This window comes from Streptomyces sp. NPDC090083 (assembly GCF_044747445.1).
In the GTDB taxonomy this organism is placed as follows: Bacteria; Actinomycetota; Actinomycetes; order Streptomycetales; family Streptomycetaceae; genus Streptomyces.
This window is the reverse complement of record NZ_JBIVED010000001.1, coordinates 1,174,346-1,192,691: the sequence shown is the minus strand read 5'-3', so window position 1 is coordinate 1,192,691 and position 18,346 is coordinate 1,174,346. Positions and strand designations below refer to the sequence as shown.

General features: G+C 71.1%; 9 protein-coding genes (1 of these 9 only partly in view). All 9 read left to right on the top strand.

Annotated features, from left to right (window positions below):
- Window positions 1-238: 238 nt before the first annotated feature.
- Window positions 239-1,639: a type VII secretion integral membrane protein EccD gene (gene eccD / locus ACIPTO_RS04855; protein WP_366312413.1), complete on the top strand. Its 1,401-nt coding sequence runs from the start codon at window positions 239-241 to the stop codon at window positions 1,637-1,639.
- A 54-nt stretch (window positions 1,640-1,693) separates the two neighbouring features.
- The gene (eccB, locus tag ACIPTO_RS04850; protein ID WP_401189472.1) at window positions 1,694-3,289 is read left to right on the top strand and encodes a type VII secretion protein EccB; all 1,596 of its coding nucleotides are present in this window, start codon (window positions 1,694-1,696) and stop codon (window positions 3,287-3,289) included.
- A gap of 232 nt (window positions 3,290-3,521) precedes the next feature.
- Window positions 3,522-3,860, top strand: coding sequence for a hypothetical protein (locus tag ACIPTO_RS04845; RefSeq protein ID WP_033285066.1), 339 nt, complete (start codon window positions 3,522-3,524; stop codon window positions 3,858-3,860).
- 60 nt (window positions 3,861-3,920) lie between these two features.
- Window positions 3,921-4,244 (top strand): WXG100 family type VII secretion target, encoded by a 324-nt coding sequence (locus ACIPTO_RS04840; protein WP_133027746.1) that lies wholly within the window; start codon window positions 3,921-3,923, stop codon window positions 4,242-4,244.
- 118 nt (window positions 4,245-4,362) lie between these two features.
- Complete coding sequence (locus ACIPTO_RS04835; RefSeq protein WP_366312408.1) at window positions 4,363-4,812, top strand: type VII secretion system-associated protein; 450 nt, start codon at window positions 4,363-4,365, stop codon at window positions 4,810-4,812.
- A 96-nt stretch (window positions 4,813-4,908) separates the two neighbouring features.
- Window positions 4,909-8,001 carry an AAWKG family protein gene (locus ACIPTO_RS04830; protein WP_401189469.1) on the top strand — a complete coding sequence of 1,031 codons (3,093 nt, stop codon included), beginning with the start codon at window positions 4,909-4,911 and terminating at the stop codon, window positions 7,999-8,001.
- Window positions 8,002-8,059: 58 nt separating this feature from the next.
- The gene (locus ACIPTO_RS04825; RefSeq protein ID WP_366312404.1) at window positions 8,060-8,512 is read left to right on the top strand and encodes a YbaB/EbfC family nucleoid-associated protein; all 453 of its coding nucleotides are present in this window, start codon (window positions 8,060-8,062) and stop codon (window positions 8,510-8,512) included.
- 7 nt (window positions 8,513-8,519) lie between these two features.
- Window positions 8,520-8,882 (top strand): hypothetical protein, encoded by a 363-nt coding sequence (locus ACIPTO_RS04820; RefSeq protein WP_401189467.1) that lies wholly within the window; start codon window positions 8,520-8,522, stop codon window positions 8,880-8,882.
- Between the two features lie 18 nt (window positions 8,883-8,900).
- Window positions 8,901-18,346, top strand: partial view of a hypothetical protein gene (locus ACIPTO_RS04815; protein WP_401189466.1) — the 5' portion only. 26,875 nt of this gene lie beyond the right edge of the window; 9,446 of the gene's 36,321 nt are visible here — the first part of the coding sequence; the start codon lies at window positions 8,901-8,903; its stop codon lies off the right edge, out of view.

Sequence of the window (18,346 nt, the reverse complement as noted above, 5' to 3'; positions counted from 1 at the left end):
CGGCGGCACGTGGGGGCGTGCACCGGAACCGGCCTCGGCACTGGCGCGGTGGAAGACGCTGTCGACACCGCTCGTGGGGACTCCCGTTGACACGCGTCGCAAGGAGTGTCAGTAGTGTGCACCCCGTCAACTCCGTACGTCCATGTCACCCCCCGCTTCACACGCCCCGCGTTCCCCCCACCCCCGCACGCCGCGCCGCGTGCCCCCGTTTCGATGTCCAGGAGACGTGAGCCCCGGTATGACCGACACTTCCGTGACCGGACTGTGCCACCTGACCGTGCGGGCCCCGGCCCGCACCATCGACCTCGCCGTGCCGTCCGACGTGCCGGTCGCCGACCTGCTGCCCACGGTGCTGCGGTACGCGGGGGAGGAGGCCGAGGAGACCGGTCTCGAACACGACGGCTGGGTGCTCCAACGCCTCGGCGGGCGGCCCCTCGACGAGGAGTCGACCCTCGCGTCCCTCGGGCTGACCGACGGCGAGGCGCTCCATCTCCGGCCGCGCACCGAGGCGTTGCCCGAGGTGCGGCTCGACGACCTGGTCGACGGCATCGCCGCGGTCACCCGGGACCGGCTGCACGGCTGGAGCCCCGAGGCCGCCCGCCGCCTGCTGCGCGGACTGGTCGCCGTGGCGGTCCTCGCCGGACTCGTCCTGCTGGCCCTGCCCGGTGCCCCGGCGTCACTGCGCGCGGCCACCGCCGTGGGCACCGGTCTGCTGCTGCTGGCCGGTTCCGCCTCGGCCAGCCGGGCGGTGGACGATCCGGCGACCGGCGCGATCCTCGGGCTGCTGGCCTCCCCGGCGCTGGCGCTCGCGGGCTGGCTGGTGCCGGGCGGTGAGCTGAGCGGGCCGCAGGCCCACCAGGTGCTCGGGGCACGGTTGCTGGGGGCGGCGGCGGCCTGGGCGGGCGGCGCGGTCCTCGCCCTCGCGGCCTCCGCGGCCCGCACCCCGCTGTTCCTGGCCTCGGCACTCGTCGCGTTGGCCACAGCGGTCGGCGGTGTCCTGATGACGGTCTTCGACGTGCGCGTGTCCGCCGCCGCCGGTGTGATCGCGTCGCTCACCGTGCTGCTCGGCGGTCTGGTGCCGTCGCTGTCGTTCAAGTTCGCCGGGATGCGCATGCCCGCGCTGCCCACCAACGCCGAGCAGCTCCAGGAGGGCATCGAGCCCTACCGGGGCAACGATGTCGCCGTACGCACCGAGCTGGCCGGCGAGTGGATGACCGCCCTGTACGGCGCGACCGGCGTGCTCTCGTCGGCCTGCCTGGTGGCGCTGGCCCGCCGGCCGAGCCTCCCGGCGCTGCTGGTCGCGCTGGTCCTGTCGCTGCTGCTGCTCCTGCACGGCCGGGGCCTGGTGAACACCGCGCAGCGGCTGGTGCTGGTGCTGCCCGGTGCGTGGGGTCTGCTGCTGCTCGGGTTCGGCTGGGGGCTGCGGCTGTCCGGCACCGAGCGGACCCTGCTGGTCGCGGGCCTGCTCGCGGTGGCCGCGGCGCTCACGGTCGCGGTGTGGACCGTACCGGGACGGCGTCTGGTCCCGTACTGGGGGCGCGCGGCGGAGATCCTGCACTCGACGCTGGCGATCTCGCTGCTGCCGCTGACCCTGTGGCTGCTGGGCGTCTTCGGCACCCTCCGCGGCCTCTTCGGCTGACCGCCCGCCAGGGCCGACCCGACCAGAACCTGAACGACCGAGCAGGAGGAAAGCGTGCGGTCGAAGCGCGACCAGGTGCAAGCGCACACGTTCATGATGGGCCGCCTGACCTCGGGCATGCTGCTGGCCGACCCGGACGCCCCGGAGAGCCCGCTGGGCCGTACCAGCCGGGGCGCGCTGGTCGGCGTGATCGTCGGCGTGCTGATCAGCGCGGGCGCGCTGGTGTTCGGGCTGCTCAGGCCCGGCGGCAACGACGCCTGGCGCAGCGGCGACACCCTGATCGTCAACAAGGACACCGGCGCCCGCTACCTGTACGCCGACGGACGGCTGCGCCCGGTGCGCAACTACGCCTCGGCCGTGCTGATCGGCGGCGCCGGCCTGAAGACCACGTCGGTCGGGTCGAAGTCGCTGGCGGGCACCCCGGTCGGCCGCCCGGTCGGCATCACCGGCGCCCCCGACTCCGTACCGGGCACCGGTGACCTGGAGACCTCGCCGTGGGAGGTCTGCTCGACCGGCTCCGGCGCGCAGACCACCCTCGTGCCGGGCGCCCCGGTGGAGACGGACTCCGTCGGCGCGACGTTTGCGCTGGTCGTCAAGGGCCCCGACAAACACACCTACTTGGTGTGGCAGGGCAGCCGCCTGGAGCTGGACGAGGACTCGGGCGCGGCGGAGTCCCTCGGCTACGCGTCGGTGACCCCGCGCCCGGTGTCCGCCGCCTTCCTCGACGCCCTGGTGACCGGCCCCGAACTCGCCACCCCGAAGGTCGACGGCCGCGGCACGACAGGACCCGAACTCGGCGGCCGGGCCACCCGCATCGGCCAGGTGTTCCGTGTGGTGGCGGGCTCCGGCAACCAGGAGTACCTGCTCCAGAAGGACGGGCTGCACCCGGTCACGGACACCCAGTCCGCCCTGCTGCTGGGCGACCCGGACACCCGCAAGAAGGCCTACGACGGCGGGGCGCCCAATGTCGCCACCATCGACGTGTCCGACCTGCGCGCCCACCAGGCACCGGGCTCGGCGGGCACCGACCCGTCGGTCCCCGGACTGCCGGACACCCCGCCGAGCGCGCTGTCCCTGCCGGCCGGCGAGTCGATGTGCGCCCAGGTCGACCCGGCCGGCGGACAGGTGCGGGTGACGTCGGTACGGGTCGCGGAGTCCACGCTGTTCCCGGCGGCACAGGCCGACCCGACGGCGCTGACCGCGGCCTGCGTGAGCGTGGACCGGGTGGTGGCCCGGCCCGGACACGGCGCGCTGGTACGGGCGTTGGGCGCGGCCGGCGGCACGGTCGGCGACACCACGTTCCTGATCGGCGACGACGGCGTGAAGTACCGCATCCCGGACTCGAACGCGCTGGCCGCCCTCGGCTACAACGGGGCCACGCCCGTGAAGGTGCCGTCCACGCTGCTCTCGATGCTGCCGACCGGCCCCGAACTCAGCGCCCAGGCAGCGGCGTCGGACGCGGGCACCGCGGCCGGGGCACTGGGCGGCGCGGCGGCGCAGTGCGGCACCGGGGCCGGATCAAGGACCGGTGCCGGGCCCGGCGGAGCCATCGGCGCCGGGCTTCCGGCGCTCGCCGGAAGCGTCCCGGCGAGCGGCACGGGACGTGCTTCGGCGAGTGGTGCGGGGAGTGCTTCAGGTGCCTCGAACTGACGGCGCGCTGACGACATCACGCCGATGAGGATCGTGTTCACGCCAAACCGGATCCCGGCCAGAACCACGGTGCACGGAACGGCGTGTTCCGGTCACGTTGCCTACCGGTAAAAGGCTTCGGGCGGAAGGGGCGGGCAACCTCAGATCTTCCTCAGTTCGTTGCCAGCGTAACTTCCGTCAACTTAGGCTCACTTGTGCTCGTACTGTAGATCGACTTATGAAAGGTGGGACGATGGCTGGAGATGGACAGCAGTCAAGCGAAGGTTCGACCCGGAACGGAATCCAGGCCCTGGAGAGCGCCTTCAGCGGCATCGTGAAGATCCGTCAGGACGTCGACAGCACCCGTTCCACCCTGGGCAGCGGCTACCAGGGCAGCGACGGCGGCCAGTACGGCCAGCTCCTCGCGCAGTGGGACGGCCAGTGCAACGTCATCCTCAAGAACCTCGAGGACGTCATCGACCGGCTGAACCAGAGCCTCGTGGAACACAACAAGACCCAGGGCTCCTCGAACGACTCCATCAACCAGGCGTACAACGCGGCGCAGTCGGCGTTCGACCAGCTCGCCGGCTGACCTCGCGGTCACGTCCGATCCCCACATCGAGCAAGACCCATCGCGTAAGAGAGGCAAGCTGTGGCAGACAACCTGTCCGACGGTGTCATCTACGTCAGCTACAACCACATGTCGAACGCCGCGGACGACATGGTTGCGCAGACCAAGGCGATCGCGCAGACGCTGTCCAACCTTGAGGCGGAGCTCAGCGAGCTCTCCAAGACGTGGTACGGCAACGACGCCGACACCTACCGCCAGAAGCAGGCGGCCTGGGACGGCGCGGTGCAGAACATGGAGACGCTGCTCACCTCGCACTCCCAGCTCCTCAACGAGATCTCGAACAGCTACAAGTACAGCGAGAACTCACTGAGCCAGATGTGGTCCGAGGTCACCATCGGCCGCTGAGCCGGCCGGCTCCCACCGCACCGGCCAGTCCCCTCGTGGCCGGTGCGGTCCAGGCTCCTTCCCGTTCCGTCGCCGCTCCGTACGCCAGGGCCGGCGCGTTCCGCCCGCGGAGGCACCCATGGCAGACCTGACCCACCTCGACTCGACCGCGCTGAAGAACTTCAAGAACACCGACATCGCCGACTTCATCAGCGATCTGGTGGCCATCCGCAAGGACAACGCGGGTGTCCGGTCCCTGAAGAACCTCGTCGCGGAGACCGGTGAGGGCTCGGCCGCGGGCCTCGCCAAGATCCTCCGGATCGGCCTGATGAACGGCGGCGACAGCAAGGACCCGGTCGGCGGCAGCACGCTCGTGGAAGCCCTCAAGACGCAGGCGACCGCCCTGGACAAGATCCTCACCGGCCAGAAGACGCTCTTCGACGACATCGACTCCGCGCTGGACGAGACGATCACCACCTTGCTGAAGACCCAGGGCGACAGCCTCGCCTCGATCGACGGCGAGAAGCTGCTCGACATCTTCGACACCGTCGACGGCGAGATGAACGGCAGCGACTCCACGACCACCTGAGCCCCGCGCGCGCCCGGCTCACACCGCCCCGGGCCGCGCGCCTGATGCGCTCACCCCGTCCCCGCCCCCACATTCCCAGCAGGGGAGTTCCGCCCCATGGCCGAAAGCACCACCTCCGGGACCGCCAACTACGACCCGGACGACTACTTCGCACAGGCCGTCACCGACTTCACCGGCTACACGCTCCCGGCCCGGTCCACCCTGTTCGACAAGCTGAGCAGTTCGAGCAACGACGACTTCGGCAACCTCAAGCTGTTCCGGATGGACATCCAGGGCATCGACATGAGGTCGGTGACCGCGGCCGACTACTCGGCGATCGGCGGCTGGCAGGTCAACAAGGGCGAGGACTACGACCTGGCCTTCTACGACGCCGGCGGGGACGGCGCGCACAACAGCGTGAAGATGAAGAAGGCCCGCATCGTGATGATCGGCGTCACCGTCGACGAGAACGGCCGGGCCACGCTGTGGAGCGGCGGCGAGATCACCGGCGGCGGCGCGTTCGAGGGCTCGTACTCGCATGTCCAGTGGGACTCGGGGCCGATGGCGCAGTACATCTCCGGCAGCAAGCTGGTCCTCGACCACCTGCTGGCGTCGCCGTACTCGACGCAGGGCTTCTCCTACAGCGGGCTGTCGGTCATCGACGACAACGCCGTCGACATGCTCTCCTTCGAGAACACCGGGCAGTCCTTCGACCGGGTGGTGCAGTTCTTCAAGGACCACTCCGACATCGTCGACAAGTGGATGACCTCGCTCGGCGAGGACCAGGCCGCCTGGAAGGGCAAGGCGGCCAGCCTCTTCTGGCATCTGCTGAAAGAGCTGAAGACCAACTACAACGGCTACGTCACGCAGTTGGGCGGCAGCGACTACACGCCGACCAACACCACCCTCGGCGGCTACGTCCCGAAGTCGAAGCTGAGCGACGCGCTGGCCGCCGCGCAGACCGCCCTGAAGGACGCGATCACCTCGCTGCAGTCCGCGTGGACCGAGTGGGCGTCGGACGGACAGCACGACCCGCACTACCACGTGAAGAAGATCCTCGACGAGATCAGTCAGTGGGTCATCAACAACAACATCAACCACGTGCTGTCGTCGACGCACTCCACGTACAGCCAGTACGGCGGCGGCACCTACACCTCGTACTCGACCGACGCCAACTTCAAGCAGTCGGTGCCCGACTACGGCGACCTCACGCAGCACACCACCTGGCAGAAGGTCGCCGACGCGGCCGTCAAGAGCTGGTCCGACCACGCGGACGCCAAGCTCAAGCAGCCGTCCATCGACGCGCTCAGCGCCGTGAAGAACGCCTGGGCCGACGTCCAGGACGCCTTCGACCAGGAGATCACGAACAAGAACAACGAGACGCTCTCCGAGGTCCTCCAGAAGGAGGAGAACGAGATCGCCGAGCAGGAGGCGAAGGAGAACAGCGAGAACCTCAACAACAGCCTCAACAACCTCGGCGACAACCTGAACAACCTCGGCGACAACTTCAACGACCTCAACGACAACCTGAACGACAACCTCAACAACCTGGGTGACAACCTCAACAACCTCAACGACGGTCTGAACGACAACCTCAACAACATCGGCAACAACTTCAACAACCTCAACGACAACCTGAACGACGACCTCAACAACATCGGTGACGGGCTCAACGACAGCCTCAGCAACCTGAACGACAACCTCGGCGACAGCCTGAACAACGTCGGCAACGGCCTGAACGACCTCAACACGAACGACCTCAACACCAACGACCTGCTGAACAACGACAACACGAACGGCAACGACCCGACGCAGCTCGCCAACTCGCTGCTGAACGGCGGCCTGAACACGAACCCGCTGACGAACAACGACTCCACCAAGAACGGCTCGACCACGCTGAACTCCCCGACCGGGGGCGAGACCCAGCTCAACAGCGACGGCAGCCTCACCACGACGTTCCCGGACGGTTCGACCCAGACCATCGACCCCGCCACCGGCCTGGTCACCACCACCAACCCGGACGGCACCACCTCGGTCTCCCAGCTCAACCCGGGCACCACCATCACCAACCCGGACGGCTCGACCACCACGCTCAACAACGACGGCACGCTGACCACCAAGTTCCCGGACGGCACGACCCAGACCCTCAACCCGGACACCGGCCAGGTCACCACCACCAACCCGGACGGCACCGTCAGCACGTCGACGCTCAACCCGACCGAGGGCTCCTTCACCACCCCCGACGGCTCGACGGCCCAGCTCAACGCCGACGGCTCGGTGACCACGAAGTTCCCGGACGGTTCCACCGAGACCCTCAACCCGGACACCGGCCAGATCACGGTCACCGACCCCTCCGGCCACGTCACCACCTCGCACCTCGACCCCGGTGACACCTTCACCAACCCGGACGGCTCGACCACCACGCTCAACAACGACGGCACGCTGACCACGAAGTTCCCGGACGGCTCCACCCAGACCCTGAACCCGGACACCGGGAAGCTCACCACCACCGACCCGTCGGGCCACACGACCACCACCGACATCGACGGCGACAAGCTCCCCTCGTCCTCGATCGATACCAGCGGCCTCAACGGCAACGGCATCGACACCAGCGGCCTGAACAACAGCGACCTCGACACGAGCGGCCTGAACACCAACGGCAGCAGCCTCGACACCAGCGGCCTGAACACGACCGGCCTCAACGGCGGCGGCCTCGATTCGAGCCTCGACAGCGGCTACGACGACTACGACAGCACGCCCTACACCGGCGGCGCGCTGCGCTCCGACGCCCTCGACGGAAGCGCGCTCACCGCCGGCACCTCGGCACAGGCCTCCAGCGGTACCCCGCTCAACCCGATGGGCATGGGCGGCATGGGCGGCATGGGAGGCGGCGGCATGGGCGGCGCCGGCGGACAGGGCGGCGGCACCAGCGAACGCACCCGCGCCGTCCTCACCGACCCGTCCAACGGCACCACCCGGCGCGGCCGGACCAACCGCGCGGCCGGCGTGGACGAGGACGAGGACATCGTCTACACCCGGCCCACCACGTCCAGCGCCCCCTACCCGGTGAGCGGCCCCGGCGCCAACGGAGCCGGCCAGAACGGCCGCTCCACCGAGAGCGGCGACCGCGCCCGCGAGGCCTGGCTCACCGAGGACGAGGACGTCTGGGGCACGGACGAGGGCGGCGCCCCCGCGGTGATCGGCCGATGACGGGACGCGTACGCACGGTGAACGGCGGCCGGAACCACGGCAGTCGGGGAGGCACGGCGTGAACAGCGGCGAGTCGATCGAACAGCGGCTGGCCAAGGCGGTGGCCGAACTGGAGGCCACCGAGGCCGCCGTGGCCCGCGCGGAGGGCGAACTCGCCCACGCCGAGAGCACGGTGCGCTCCGCCGACCGCGCGGTCGAGGTGACCGTCTCCGCACAGGGCGACCTGCGCGCGCTGACCTTCCTGGACGACAAGTACCGCACCATGCCCGCGGGCCAGCTCGCCGCGAGCGTGCTGGAGGCGGTCCAGGAGGCGCGGGCGCGGATGGCCCGGCACGTCATGGCCACCTTCGAGCCCTTCACCAAGGCCAACCCCGAGGCCCCCGAGATCACCGGCTTCGACATCGACTGGAACAAGATCTTCGGGCCCGGTGTACTGGAGGGCCCCAAGGGCGGCCGACGGCGCGGGGCCGGCCGGCTCCGCGACGAGATCAGCGAAGACCCGGAGGACTGAGAACACGATGGGAAACGCCTACTCCGCCAGCCCGGCGGCGCTCATCGCCGGCACCCGGCAGATCGAGCAGATCAGCCGGCTGGCCAACGAGATGATCAGCGAGTTCATCACCGACGTCTCGGCCACCTCCAAGTGGCCCGGACACGACGACAGCTACGCCCAGCAGATGCTGCCGCAGGAGAAGGAGCAGCGCGAGGGCACCATCACGACCGGCTCCTCCCTGGCCGAGGCGATCGTCGGCGTCGGTGACGGCACCCTCGCCAACCTCAAGAGCGTGGTCGGCACGCAGAACGGCGTCCTCGGCGCGATCCACGACTCCGACATCAACTCGGGCGACACCAACGGTGGTTCGCACGGCGGAAAGCACTGACACAGCGGATCGCCCCTGATGACCATCCACGCGTCGCCCCAGCTGAACAACCTCCTGTTCGTGCTCATCGGCGAGAAGTTCCTCCAGGCCGACGAGGACATGGCCTACGCCAACGGCAAGCCGTACGAACGGCTGGGCCGGCGTGTCCGTGATCTCTCGGACCTGATCGAGCAGACCGCGGGTGGAGTGGGGCGCGCGCTGCCGCCGCAGGTCGGGAACAACTATGTGCGGGCGATGCACATGTTCCTCGACAGCGGCGGCGTCAACTACCTCAAGGAGTTCGCCGACCAGCTCGACGGCATCGGGCAGTCCCGCACCAAGTCCTCCATGGACATCATGGAGTCGAAGTGGCAGATCATCGCCGAACTGGTGCGGCTGCTCATCGAGTTGCTCATCATCGCGGTGCTGTCCGCCTTCACCGGGGGTTCCGCCTCCAGCCAGGCCGCGGTGGCGAAGGCCCGCAGCCGGGTCGCCATTCTCACGCTGATGGAATGGCTGATGAAGAAGACGCATCTGATGCCCAGCGTCACCGAGGCGATCGAAGAGGCGTTCACGACCTTCGCGGTACGGCTGGCCATGATGCTCGGCGCGCCCAAGGGCCGCCGCCCGAACGGGTTCGACTGGTCGCAGATCATCCAGGACGGTGTCTTCGGCGCGTTCACCGGACTGTTCCACGGTCTGCTGCACGACCTCGGCAAGAGCCTGAAGAACAACTTCAAGAACATCTTCAACAACCACAACCCGTTCAAGGACATCAGCGGCAACGGGAAGAAGTTCAACAACCACAAGTTCGACAACCCGGACCTCAACACCAAGCCGAACCCGAAGCCGACGCCCACGCCCAACCCCAAGCCGACGCCGACCCCGAACCCGAAGACCACGCCGACGCCGACCCCGCACATCACCCCGAAGCCGAACCCGACGCCCACCCCGAAGCCGAAGACCTTCGGCGACAAGGTGAAGCACGAGATCGGCGAGGACTTCGAGCACTTCCTCACCGAGGGCGGCGCGGAGACGCTCGGCGAGATCGCGACGGCGTCCATCTTCGGCTTCCCCATCGACCCCCTGAACACCTTCCTCGGCAGCGGCCTCAGCTCGATGAGCGAACGCCATCTCGGCCAGGGCGCGGGCGCGTTGGGCAACAAGTTCAACTTCAGGACCCCGCCCCCGGTGAACACGCTGGGCACGGCGGACATCCCGGACTCCGACCCGGACACGAACACCGGGTCCCACACCGACTCCGGCACCGGCAACGACTCCCCGACGAACGGGCCGTCGTCGAACCCGTCCACCACGACGAACCCCGGCCGCATCAACACCACGTCGAACAGCGGGAGTTCGTCGACGACGACCGGCAACCCCCAGCGCACGACCACGAACACCCCGGACATCGACGACGTCAAGCTCGACGACATCAAGCTCGACAACGTGAAGGTCGGCGGGGGAGACGCCCAGAACGACGTCCCGCACGGGCCGACGACCCCGACGGGCACGAACAGCACGACGGGCGGCGGCAGTTCCCAGTCCCACACCCCGACGACCACGACCCATACGCCCACGGGGACGCAGAACCAGAACCACAACCAGGACCAGAACCACAGCCAGGACCAGGAGCAGGTCCACAGCCAGGAGCAGGACCAGACCCAGGTCCAGAACCGGCCCGACCCGGACACCACCACCGGCAACCAGCCGCAGGGCACCGGACAGCAGAACGGCACCCCGGACACGACCGTCGTGCCGCCGAACGGCAACGTCGTACCGCCGAGCACCACGAGCACGACCGCGTCCGGCACCCCCACCCCGAGCGGCACGACCACGACCTCCGGCTCGGGCAACCCCGCGACCGGCTCCGGCACGCCCTCGACCACCGGGGGCAACCCGCGCACCACGACGACCGGGCGCCCGGAGAACAACACCTCCGACGACACCACCGTCACCAGCGACACCACCAACAGCACGGACACCACGGGCAGTTCGACCGCCACGGTCACCGAGACCCCCACGGTCACGGAGACCACCGACACCTCCCACCCCGAACCCGGTGTCGACGGCGACCCCGTCCCGGACCACACCACCGGCACCGACCTGCCGACCCCGGTCACCACCACCAGCAACAGCGCCCCGCTGACGACGAGTTCGACGCCGGACACCACCCCCGTCCCGGAGACGGCCCCGCTGTCCGACACGGGTGACGTCACCCCCGCGCCAACGACGCCGACACCTGTCCACACCTCCTCGGACCTCTCCTCCACCCCGGCGGCGGACACCACCCCGGCCCCGGAACCCGTCGTACTCACCCCCTCCCCGACACCCAACTCCGTTCCGGAACCGGGGAGTTACGAGGACGTCCGGTCCGGGGTCGAGCCCTCGGAGCGGAGCACCACCTGGGTCGACCCGGTGTCCCGGCCGACCGGGCCGGACGGGAGGCCCACGCAGTACGTCGTGCGGGCCGGGTTCGCCGTGCGCCAGTTCAGCCACGACGGCGGGCCCGTCACCGATGTGACCGTCACCTACCGGCTCACCGGAAGTCCGCAGCTCGGGCCGCACGCCGACGGGGTGCACCAGCGGATGACGGACGGGATCCAGCGGGTCTTCAACGCGCCGGGGCACCGGCTGCGGGACGGCAGCCTGCTGCGGGTCAACGTCGTACCGGCCGCCCCCGGCGAGACCCCGCACCTCGACGTGACCCTCACCGACCCGGCGGACGGAGTCCCGACCACCCACCACTCGTGGCCGGCCGACATCTCCGAGGACAAGCTCGTCCACGAGGTCGGCCACCAGCTCGGGCTGCGCGACGAGAGCGGCCGGGACCCGGCCGCCCCGCACCGCGGCGGCACCGCGAGCCTGATGGGCGACCCCACGGGGCCCGTGCCCGAGACCGGGCCGGACGACGCGCCGTACGTGGTGGGCGGGTTGCGGCCCCATCACCTCGACGTGATCGGCGGGATCGTCGACACCCCGCCCGTGACCGGGCGGGGCAACGCTCCCCGGGGGCCGCTCAGGGGCGCGCCCGGCGCGGACCCGCCCGCCCCCCTCACCACGCCGACGACCACCCCCGTCGTCGATCCGGCGGACACCGTACCGACCCCCGTGGTCACCACGTCCGCGCCCCTGACGGTGTCCCAGGACACGATCACGCCGGCCCCCGACCCGGCGGACACGCACACGGAGCCGGACCCGGAGACCGTCCCCGCGGTCGTGCCGGTGCCCGCGCCCGTCATCACCCTGACCTCGCCGGAGGGCGACGTCACGCCGGTCGAGGCACCGGCCGGCGGCGGCCGTCGTACCACCTACCTCGGTGGTTACGGACGACGGCACGACGGCCAGTGGGGCCTGGTGCACGTCGAACCGTTCTCGCCGGACGTCGTCGACGGGCTGCACCGGCAGGTCCTCAGCGCGCTCGGCAGGCCCGCGGCGGGACCGGACGACCCCGTCCGCGCGCAACTCGGGGACGTGCTGTCGGCGGAGCAGATGGCGATGAACATGCCGTATCTGCGCAGCCTCGGCGGCCACCGGATCACGCTCGACGTCGACGGCGTCGAGCGGCAGGTGGACGTACGGCTGTCGCTCGACGACGCGCGGCCCTCCGCGCGCGGCGGACTCGACACGAGCGATCCCGACAAGCACGTGGAGCGGCGCGGGCACGGCACCCGGGAGATCGTCTCGGCGCAGCCGTCCGGCACGTTCTCGACGTTCCCGGTGCCGTGGACCGGTTCGGTGCCGATCGGTGCGGCGGGCCCGGTCCGGGGGATCGACCTCGCGCTGTCCGGGACCTTCATCCACAACCAGGCGGACGGCTCGGCCACCGTCACCCAGGTCGTGCAGACCACCAGCGCCCAGCGCAGCAACGAGCCGTCCCGCGCCTACGACTTCACCGGCAACTGGCAGGTCCGGGTGGACGCGGACACCGCCCCGGCCCCCGTCACGAACCCGACGGACACCAGCGGCACGGACCCGGCCGACGCGGCGGAGACGGCAGTCGTCACCGCCACCCCCGAGCCCGCGGACGGCTGGCGGCCGGCCGAGCCGCACGGGCCGGTGACCATCTGGTTCCCGCAGCACGTCGTGGACGCCGACGCCGATCCCGATCAGGACCTGCCCGAGCCCGCCGACCTGAACGACCTGCCGATCTACGGCGTGGACTCGGTGCTCCATCCGCGTCGGCTCTACGAGGGCGCCGCCCAGCACTTCGCCGCCGACCTGGACGCCACGTCGTCGTCCCAACTCGCCGACTTCCTGGGCGAACCGGTGCTGCGGGGTACCCTGCCGATGCAGCGCGACGGTGGGCTGTACTCGCCGGTGCTCACCGACGCGCACGGCCGGGCCGTCGGCATCATGCGGCTGGACGCGCACGTCACGCCGACCACCCCGGTGGCCAAGAGCATCGACAAGAAGATCAACCTGGAGAGCCACCTCGTCAACACGGTCAAGAACGACCAGAACACCACGTTCAACAGCGGGTTCAGCCTCACCGGCAGCGTCGGCCCGAACTTCACCGGCGACCTGCGGCCCGGACACCCGGACGGCTCCCACCTCGTCGGCGGCAGCTTCAACGGCAAGGGAACCGCGAGTCTCGCGGCGCAGAACGCGTTCGGCACCAGCTCCCTCGCGGGCACCATGCACGCGGTGCGCACCAACCGCAGCCATCTGCTGACCGAGGCCGACGTCACCTACACCCTCACCCTGATCCGGCCCGACGGCTCCGTCGCCACCTACGCGCCCGGGACCTGGACCCACGGTCTCGACCTGCGGATGCTCAGCGCCGAGGACGCCCGGGGACACACCCCGACCGAGGACGAACTCCGCTCGCTGCCGCACGAGTTGGGGAACCTGGAGACCGTGGGGCAGTCCACCGCGCCGCTCGGGGTGACGGGCGCCGACGAGCTGTTCCAGGAGGCGGAGACCTGGTTGCGGGACCACGGTTTCCTGCCGCCGCCCGCGACCGCCCCGCACCGCGGCCGGCTGCCCGACGAGACGCTGGTGCAGGCCCAGTTGAACAACCTGCGGCGGTTGCACGAACTGCGCTCCCAGCTCGGACTGCGCGCCGCGACCGACTCCATGGTCGACGGCGGCCACTCGCTCTACCTGGAGGTCCCCGGGGCCACCGGGCGGCACCGGGTACGGCTGGAACTCGGCGCCCGGCGCGACCCGGACCGACCGGTCACCCACGCCACGGTGCTGCCCAACATCCAGGTCATGGGCCTGGCCCAGGCGGCGGGCGGCGGCAACGGCAGGCTCGGCAACACCTACGGACTGGGCGCCGGGTTCGGCGGCGGGCTCACCGTACCCACCCCGAACGGCTCGTGGACCTTCAACGGCACCGGCGACTACCAGTACGTCGGGCAGGCCTCCCTCGGCAACACCACCGCCAGCACGCTCGGCCACGACCAGTTCTTCATCGGCACCGGACAGGACACCCAGGTCTTCGACGTGCCGGCCCGCCTCACCCTCGACCTGTACGACGGCCCGGGCGCGGACCCGACGGTCCGCTTCGGCGAGGGAGAGGACTCCGAGTCCCACGCCGAGGGCGACCTGGAGCACGGCCCGCGGCTCATCGGCCCGCGAGGGGTCGGCGGAACGATCCGGCTGGCCGTACCGCACGAGCGGACCCTCGACGCCGAACAGGCCGCGCCGGACGGCGAGCCGTACACCGTGCGGGAGGTCGCGCCGCTGGACACCGAGCGGCTGGCCATGACGGACCCGGCCACCGGCGAACCGCACCCGGACGTGGTCCGCGTCCCGGACGACGCGCTGATCGACGTGATGCGCGGTTCGACGGCCCTTCAGGACGCCTTCCGCCGCATCGTCACCGGCACCGGCGTCGATCCCGCCGTGGACGCGCCACCGGTCCGCTCCTCGACCGACACCACCACCGTCGATCCGGCCACCGTCGATCCGGCCACCGACGGGGACACGGCCTCTGTCACCGCCCCGGCCCCCGTCGTCGACCCGGCCACCACCCCCGCCGCCCCGACCCCCCGCCCCGGGCGGGTCTCCCGGCTGGTGGGCGGGGTCACCGGGTTCCTGAGCAGTTCGCTGATCGGGAGTCCGGCCTCCGACACCACCACGGTGAGCGCCGAGTCCCGTACGACCGCGCTCTCACCCGGGTCGCTGGTCGGCCGGGGCCACCAGATCCTCGGCGGTACCTACGTCGTGGAGGGGCTGACGCTGCCCGGGCTCGGCGTCGACGGACAGCTCGCGATCGAGATCCAGGCCGTCGCCCACACACCCCGGCTGACGCACAGCGTGAACCAGTACCTGGAGACCGGCATCTCCGCCGCCGACTCCGCGCAGCAGCTCAAGGGCCTCGGAAAGACACACCAGTTCGGGGTGGGCGGCTCGGCGGTCCAGAACAACCCGCCGACCCCCGCCGCCCCGAGCCCGCAGCCCGCTGGGAGCCCGCAGCCCACCCCCTCCCCGGCCCCCACGCCGTCCCGCTTCAACCCCTCGGGCCGCTACCAGTACGACCGCAAGAGCGACAAGTCCGACACCCTCACCAGCGGCACCGGCACCAACCGGACACCTACGCAGTCCGGTCTCCAGCACCGGGTCACGGCCGACGTCACCTACCTGATCACCGTCCGGTCCGGACACCGCAACGTGATCGCCAACTCCCTCGGGATCGGCCCCGGACAGGCCGTCACGCTCGCCGTGGACGTGCCGCGCGGACTCCAGTTCCTCATGACGGACAGTCAACTCCGGCGCGACGGACGGTGGATGGGCGCTGTCGAGAACCGCCCGGACGACCCGCCGACCACCGGCCTGGCCAGCCCGGCACTGCCCAGCCGCTACGTCCGCGACGGCACCCTCGGCCTGGCCGCGGTCACCTCGGTCACCGAACTCTCCGGCCCCGGAACGCGGCAGACGGCCGACACCGGCACCGGCACCAGCGACGGCACCAGCACCGTCTCCGTGCCCCCGCCGACCGAGCAGCGCAACCGACTCCACGACGAGGTACGGCAGTTGGTGGAGCGGTACGCCCCCGGCGTCACCACCCCCGGCCACGCCTCCTACCTCCCCGGTGTCGCCGCGCTCATCGCCGACAACACCGGTGTCGCCGGAAAGCGGTCGCTGATCGGACGCGGAGGCGGACAGACCAGGTTCAGCTTCCGGCACCACCGGTTCGGCGGGGCGTCCCTCGTCGAGGTGACCTTCTCGGCCCGCCCCACGAGCACCGCCGCGAGCCGAGGCGCCGTCCGCGGCATCTCGGTCGCGGGCGACAAGTCCGGTATCGAGCAATGGGGTTCGCACACGGCGGAGGGCCGGTCGCTCTCCTCCTCCGTGGGCCGTCAGCACCGGCTCACGGTGAACCCGACGGCGCGCTTCACCCGCCCCGACAGCGACGACCGCACCGACCGGCTCGGCCCCTCCGTCAACGCCGTCTCCGCGTCCAGCAAGGTCGACAAGTCGGGGCGCACCGCCGAGGACCGGTTCTGGCTGCGCACCGACAGCGGCGCCGACTTCGACGGCCTGGACTACGAACTGGTCGCCACCGTCCGCTCCACCTACGTGGTCGACTGGCCGCCCAACGTCCTGGGCGCCCTGGTGCAGCGCGGGGTCATCGCCTGGGACGACGCCGACGCGCCGACCCGCTCCTGGCTCAGCCGCACCCTCTCCGGCGAACTCGGCGGCCAGGTCCGGGTACCGGCGCTCGTGAGCCTGCGCTTCACCGGCAGCGAGACCGACCCGCCGGACACGCAGCCACCCCCGCCGCCCACGCTGTCCCGGACCGACCCCCGCCAACTGCCGGGCCACCTGCCCTCGTTGGACGACGCCGACCTGTTCCACCCGACCGGCTCCACCCCGGTCTACGGCTTCGACGGCTGGAACCAGCTCTACACGGCCCTGGACCAGGTCGCCCCCGCCACCGGGAGCGGCTGGCGCGCCCAGCCGGCCTCGACCTCCGACGAGAACGCGTCCGTACGGCTCGGCGAACTCATCCAGGCCGGCACGATCTCGCTCGACACGCCCCGCCAGGCCGGCGGGATGCTGCCGACGATGCCGGGCGCGTTCCCGCTGCAGCACGCGCCGGACCAACGGCCCACGCTCACCGTGTCGTTGTACCGGCCGAGGCCGGTCACCGACGGCGGCGACGTGGCCATCGACCGGCTGCGGATCACCTCGGAGAACACCAGCACGGTCTCCGGCGGGGACACCACCACCGGGCTCGCACTGCCGTTCGTCGCGAGCACCGACGACCCCGACCGCTTCCTCCTCGGCGCGACCCCGCCCGTGCTCCAACGGCCCGTGGACCCGAGCAACTTCGGCAGCACCGTCTCCGGCGGGCGCCGCGACTGGCTCAAGACCGGCAGCACCAGCCTGCCCGCCGACGGCCGGGGCACCCGCAGCTACGAAGTCCAGGCCGACGTCCACATCGAGGTCTCGGGACCCGAAGGCGTCCGCCACGTCACCGGCACCGCCACGATCCGCGTCGAGGAGCGCGACGCCCTCGGCCACGGCATCACCGAGCCCCGCCCGGTACCCCGCGTCTACGACCTCCCGGCCCTGCTCACCCACGGCACCGGTCTCACCCCGGAGAACTGGGCGACGACCCCGCTCAGCGACGTACCGGCCCTCATGGCCGACGGCGTCCACCCCGACGACGACGGCTACCAGTTCTGGGTCTCCACCGGCCCCGACCCCGACGGCTCCCGCCTCGCCCTCGCCCTCTACGGCGCCTCCCGCACCGCCCGTTCCCAGGGCCGCCCGGTCGAACTCGTCACCCGGGGCCCGGAAGGCCTCCGCGTCTGGACCTTCGACACGGACGGCACCCTGACCACGCCGCCGAAGGACCCCGCACCGACCGACGGGGTGACACCCGACGCCGACTCCACGACGTCCGGCTCCACCACCGGTGTCGTCGCCCTGGACCAGGCATGGGCGGACTTCGAGCGGGTAGCCGCCGACTTCGACCGGGCCGATTTCGACCACACGGCGGCGCTCGTCGACGAAGACCACCAGCGCGGGCTGCGGATCGACGCGCAGGACTCCCTCGACCGGGCCGCCACCGCCCTGACGGACGCGGCGGCCGAGGCACACCGCACCCACACCGCCGCGACCACCGCCGAACAGCGGGCGGACCAGGCCGAACAGCACCTCGACGGCCTCACCGGGCGCGAGCGGACCCTCGTCGGCCAGATCTCCGCGGGCCGCGGCACGATCAGCACCCTCACCGACGCCGTCGCCGACGGCCAGCGCGCCGAACTGAGCCTCAGCTCCCAGGCCAAGACCGCCCGCCGCAACCTCGCCGACCTCACCGCCCGTGCGGCGGCAGCCCCTCCGACGCGAACCCCCGCCGGCACGGAGAACGCGCCGACACCCGGCCCGTCCGCCACGGACACCGGCACGCCGGACACCACCCCCGCCGTGGACCCGGCCCTGACCCGGCAGATAGAGCAAGTCACCTCACAGATCGGCACGTTGGACGCCGATCTCGTCGAGGTACGGGCCGGTCTGGAGCGGAA

Excerpts from the sequence above, each read along its gene's own strand:
- eccD (WP_366312413.1), top strand. The coding sequence starts at position 239 with ATGACCGACACTTCCGTGACCGGACTGTGCCACCTGACCGTGCGGGCC.
- ACIPTO_RS04830 (WP_401189469.1), top strand. The coding sequence starts at position 4,909 with ATGGCCGAAAGCACCACCTCCGGGACCGCCAACTACGACCCGGACGAC.
- ACIPTO_RS04835 (WP_366312408.1), top strand. The coding sequence starts at position 4,363 with ATGGCAGACCTGACCCACCTCGACTCGACCGCGCTGAAGAACTTCAAG.
- ACIPTO_RS04845 (WP_033285066.1), top strand. The coding sequence starts at position 3,522 with ATGGCTGGAGATGGACAGCAGTCAAGCGAAGGTTCGACCCGGAACGGA.
- ACIPTO_RS04820 (WP_401189467.1), top strand. The coding sequence starts at position 8,520 with ATGGGAAACGCCTACTCCGCCAGCCCGGCGGCGCTCATCGCCGGCACC.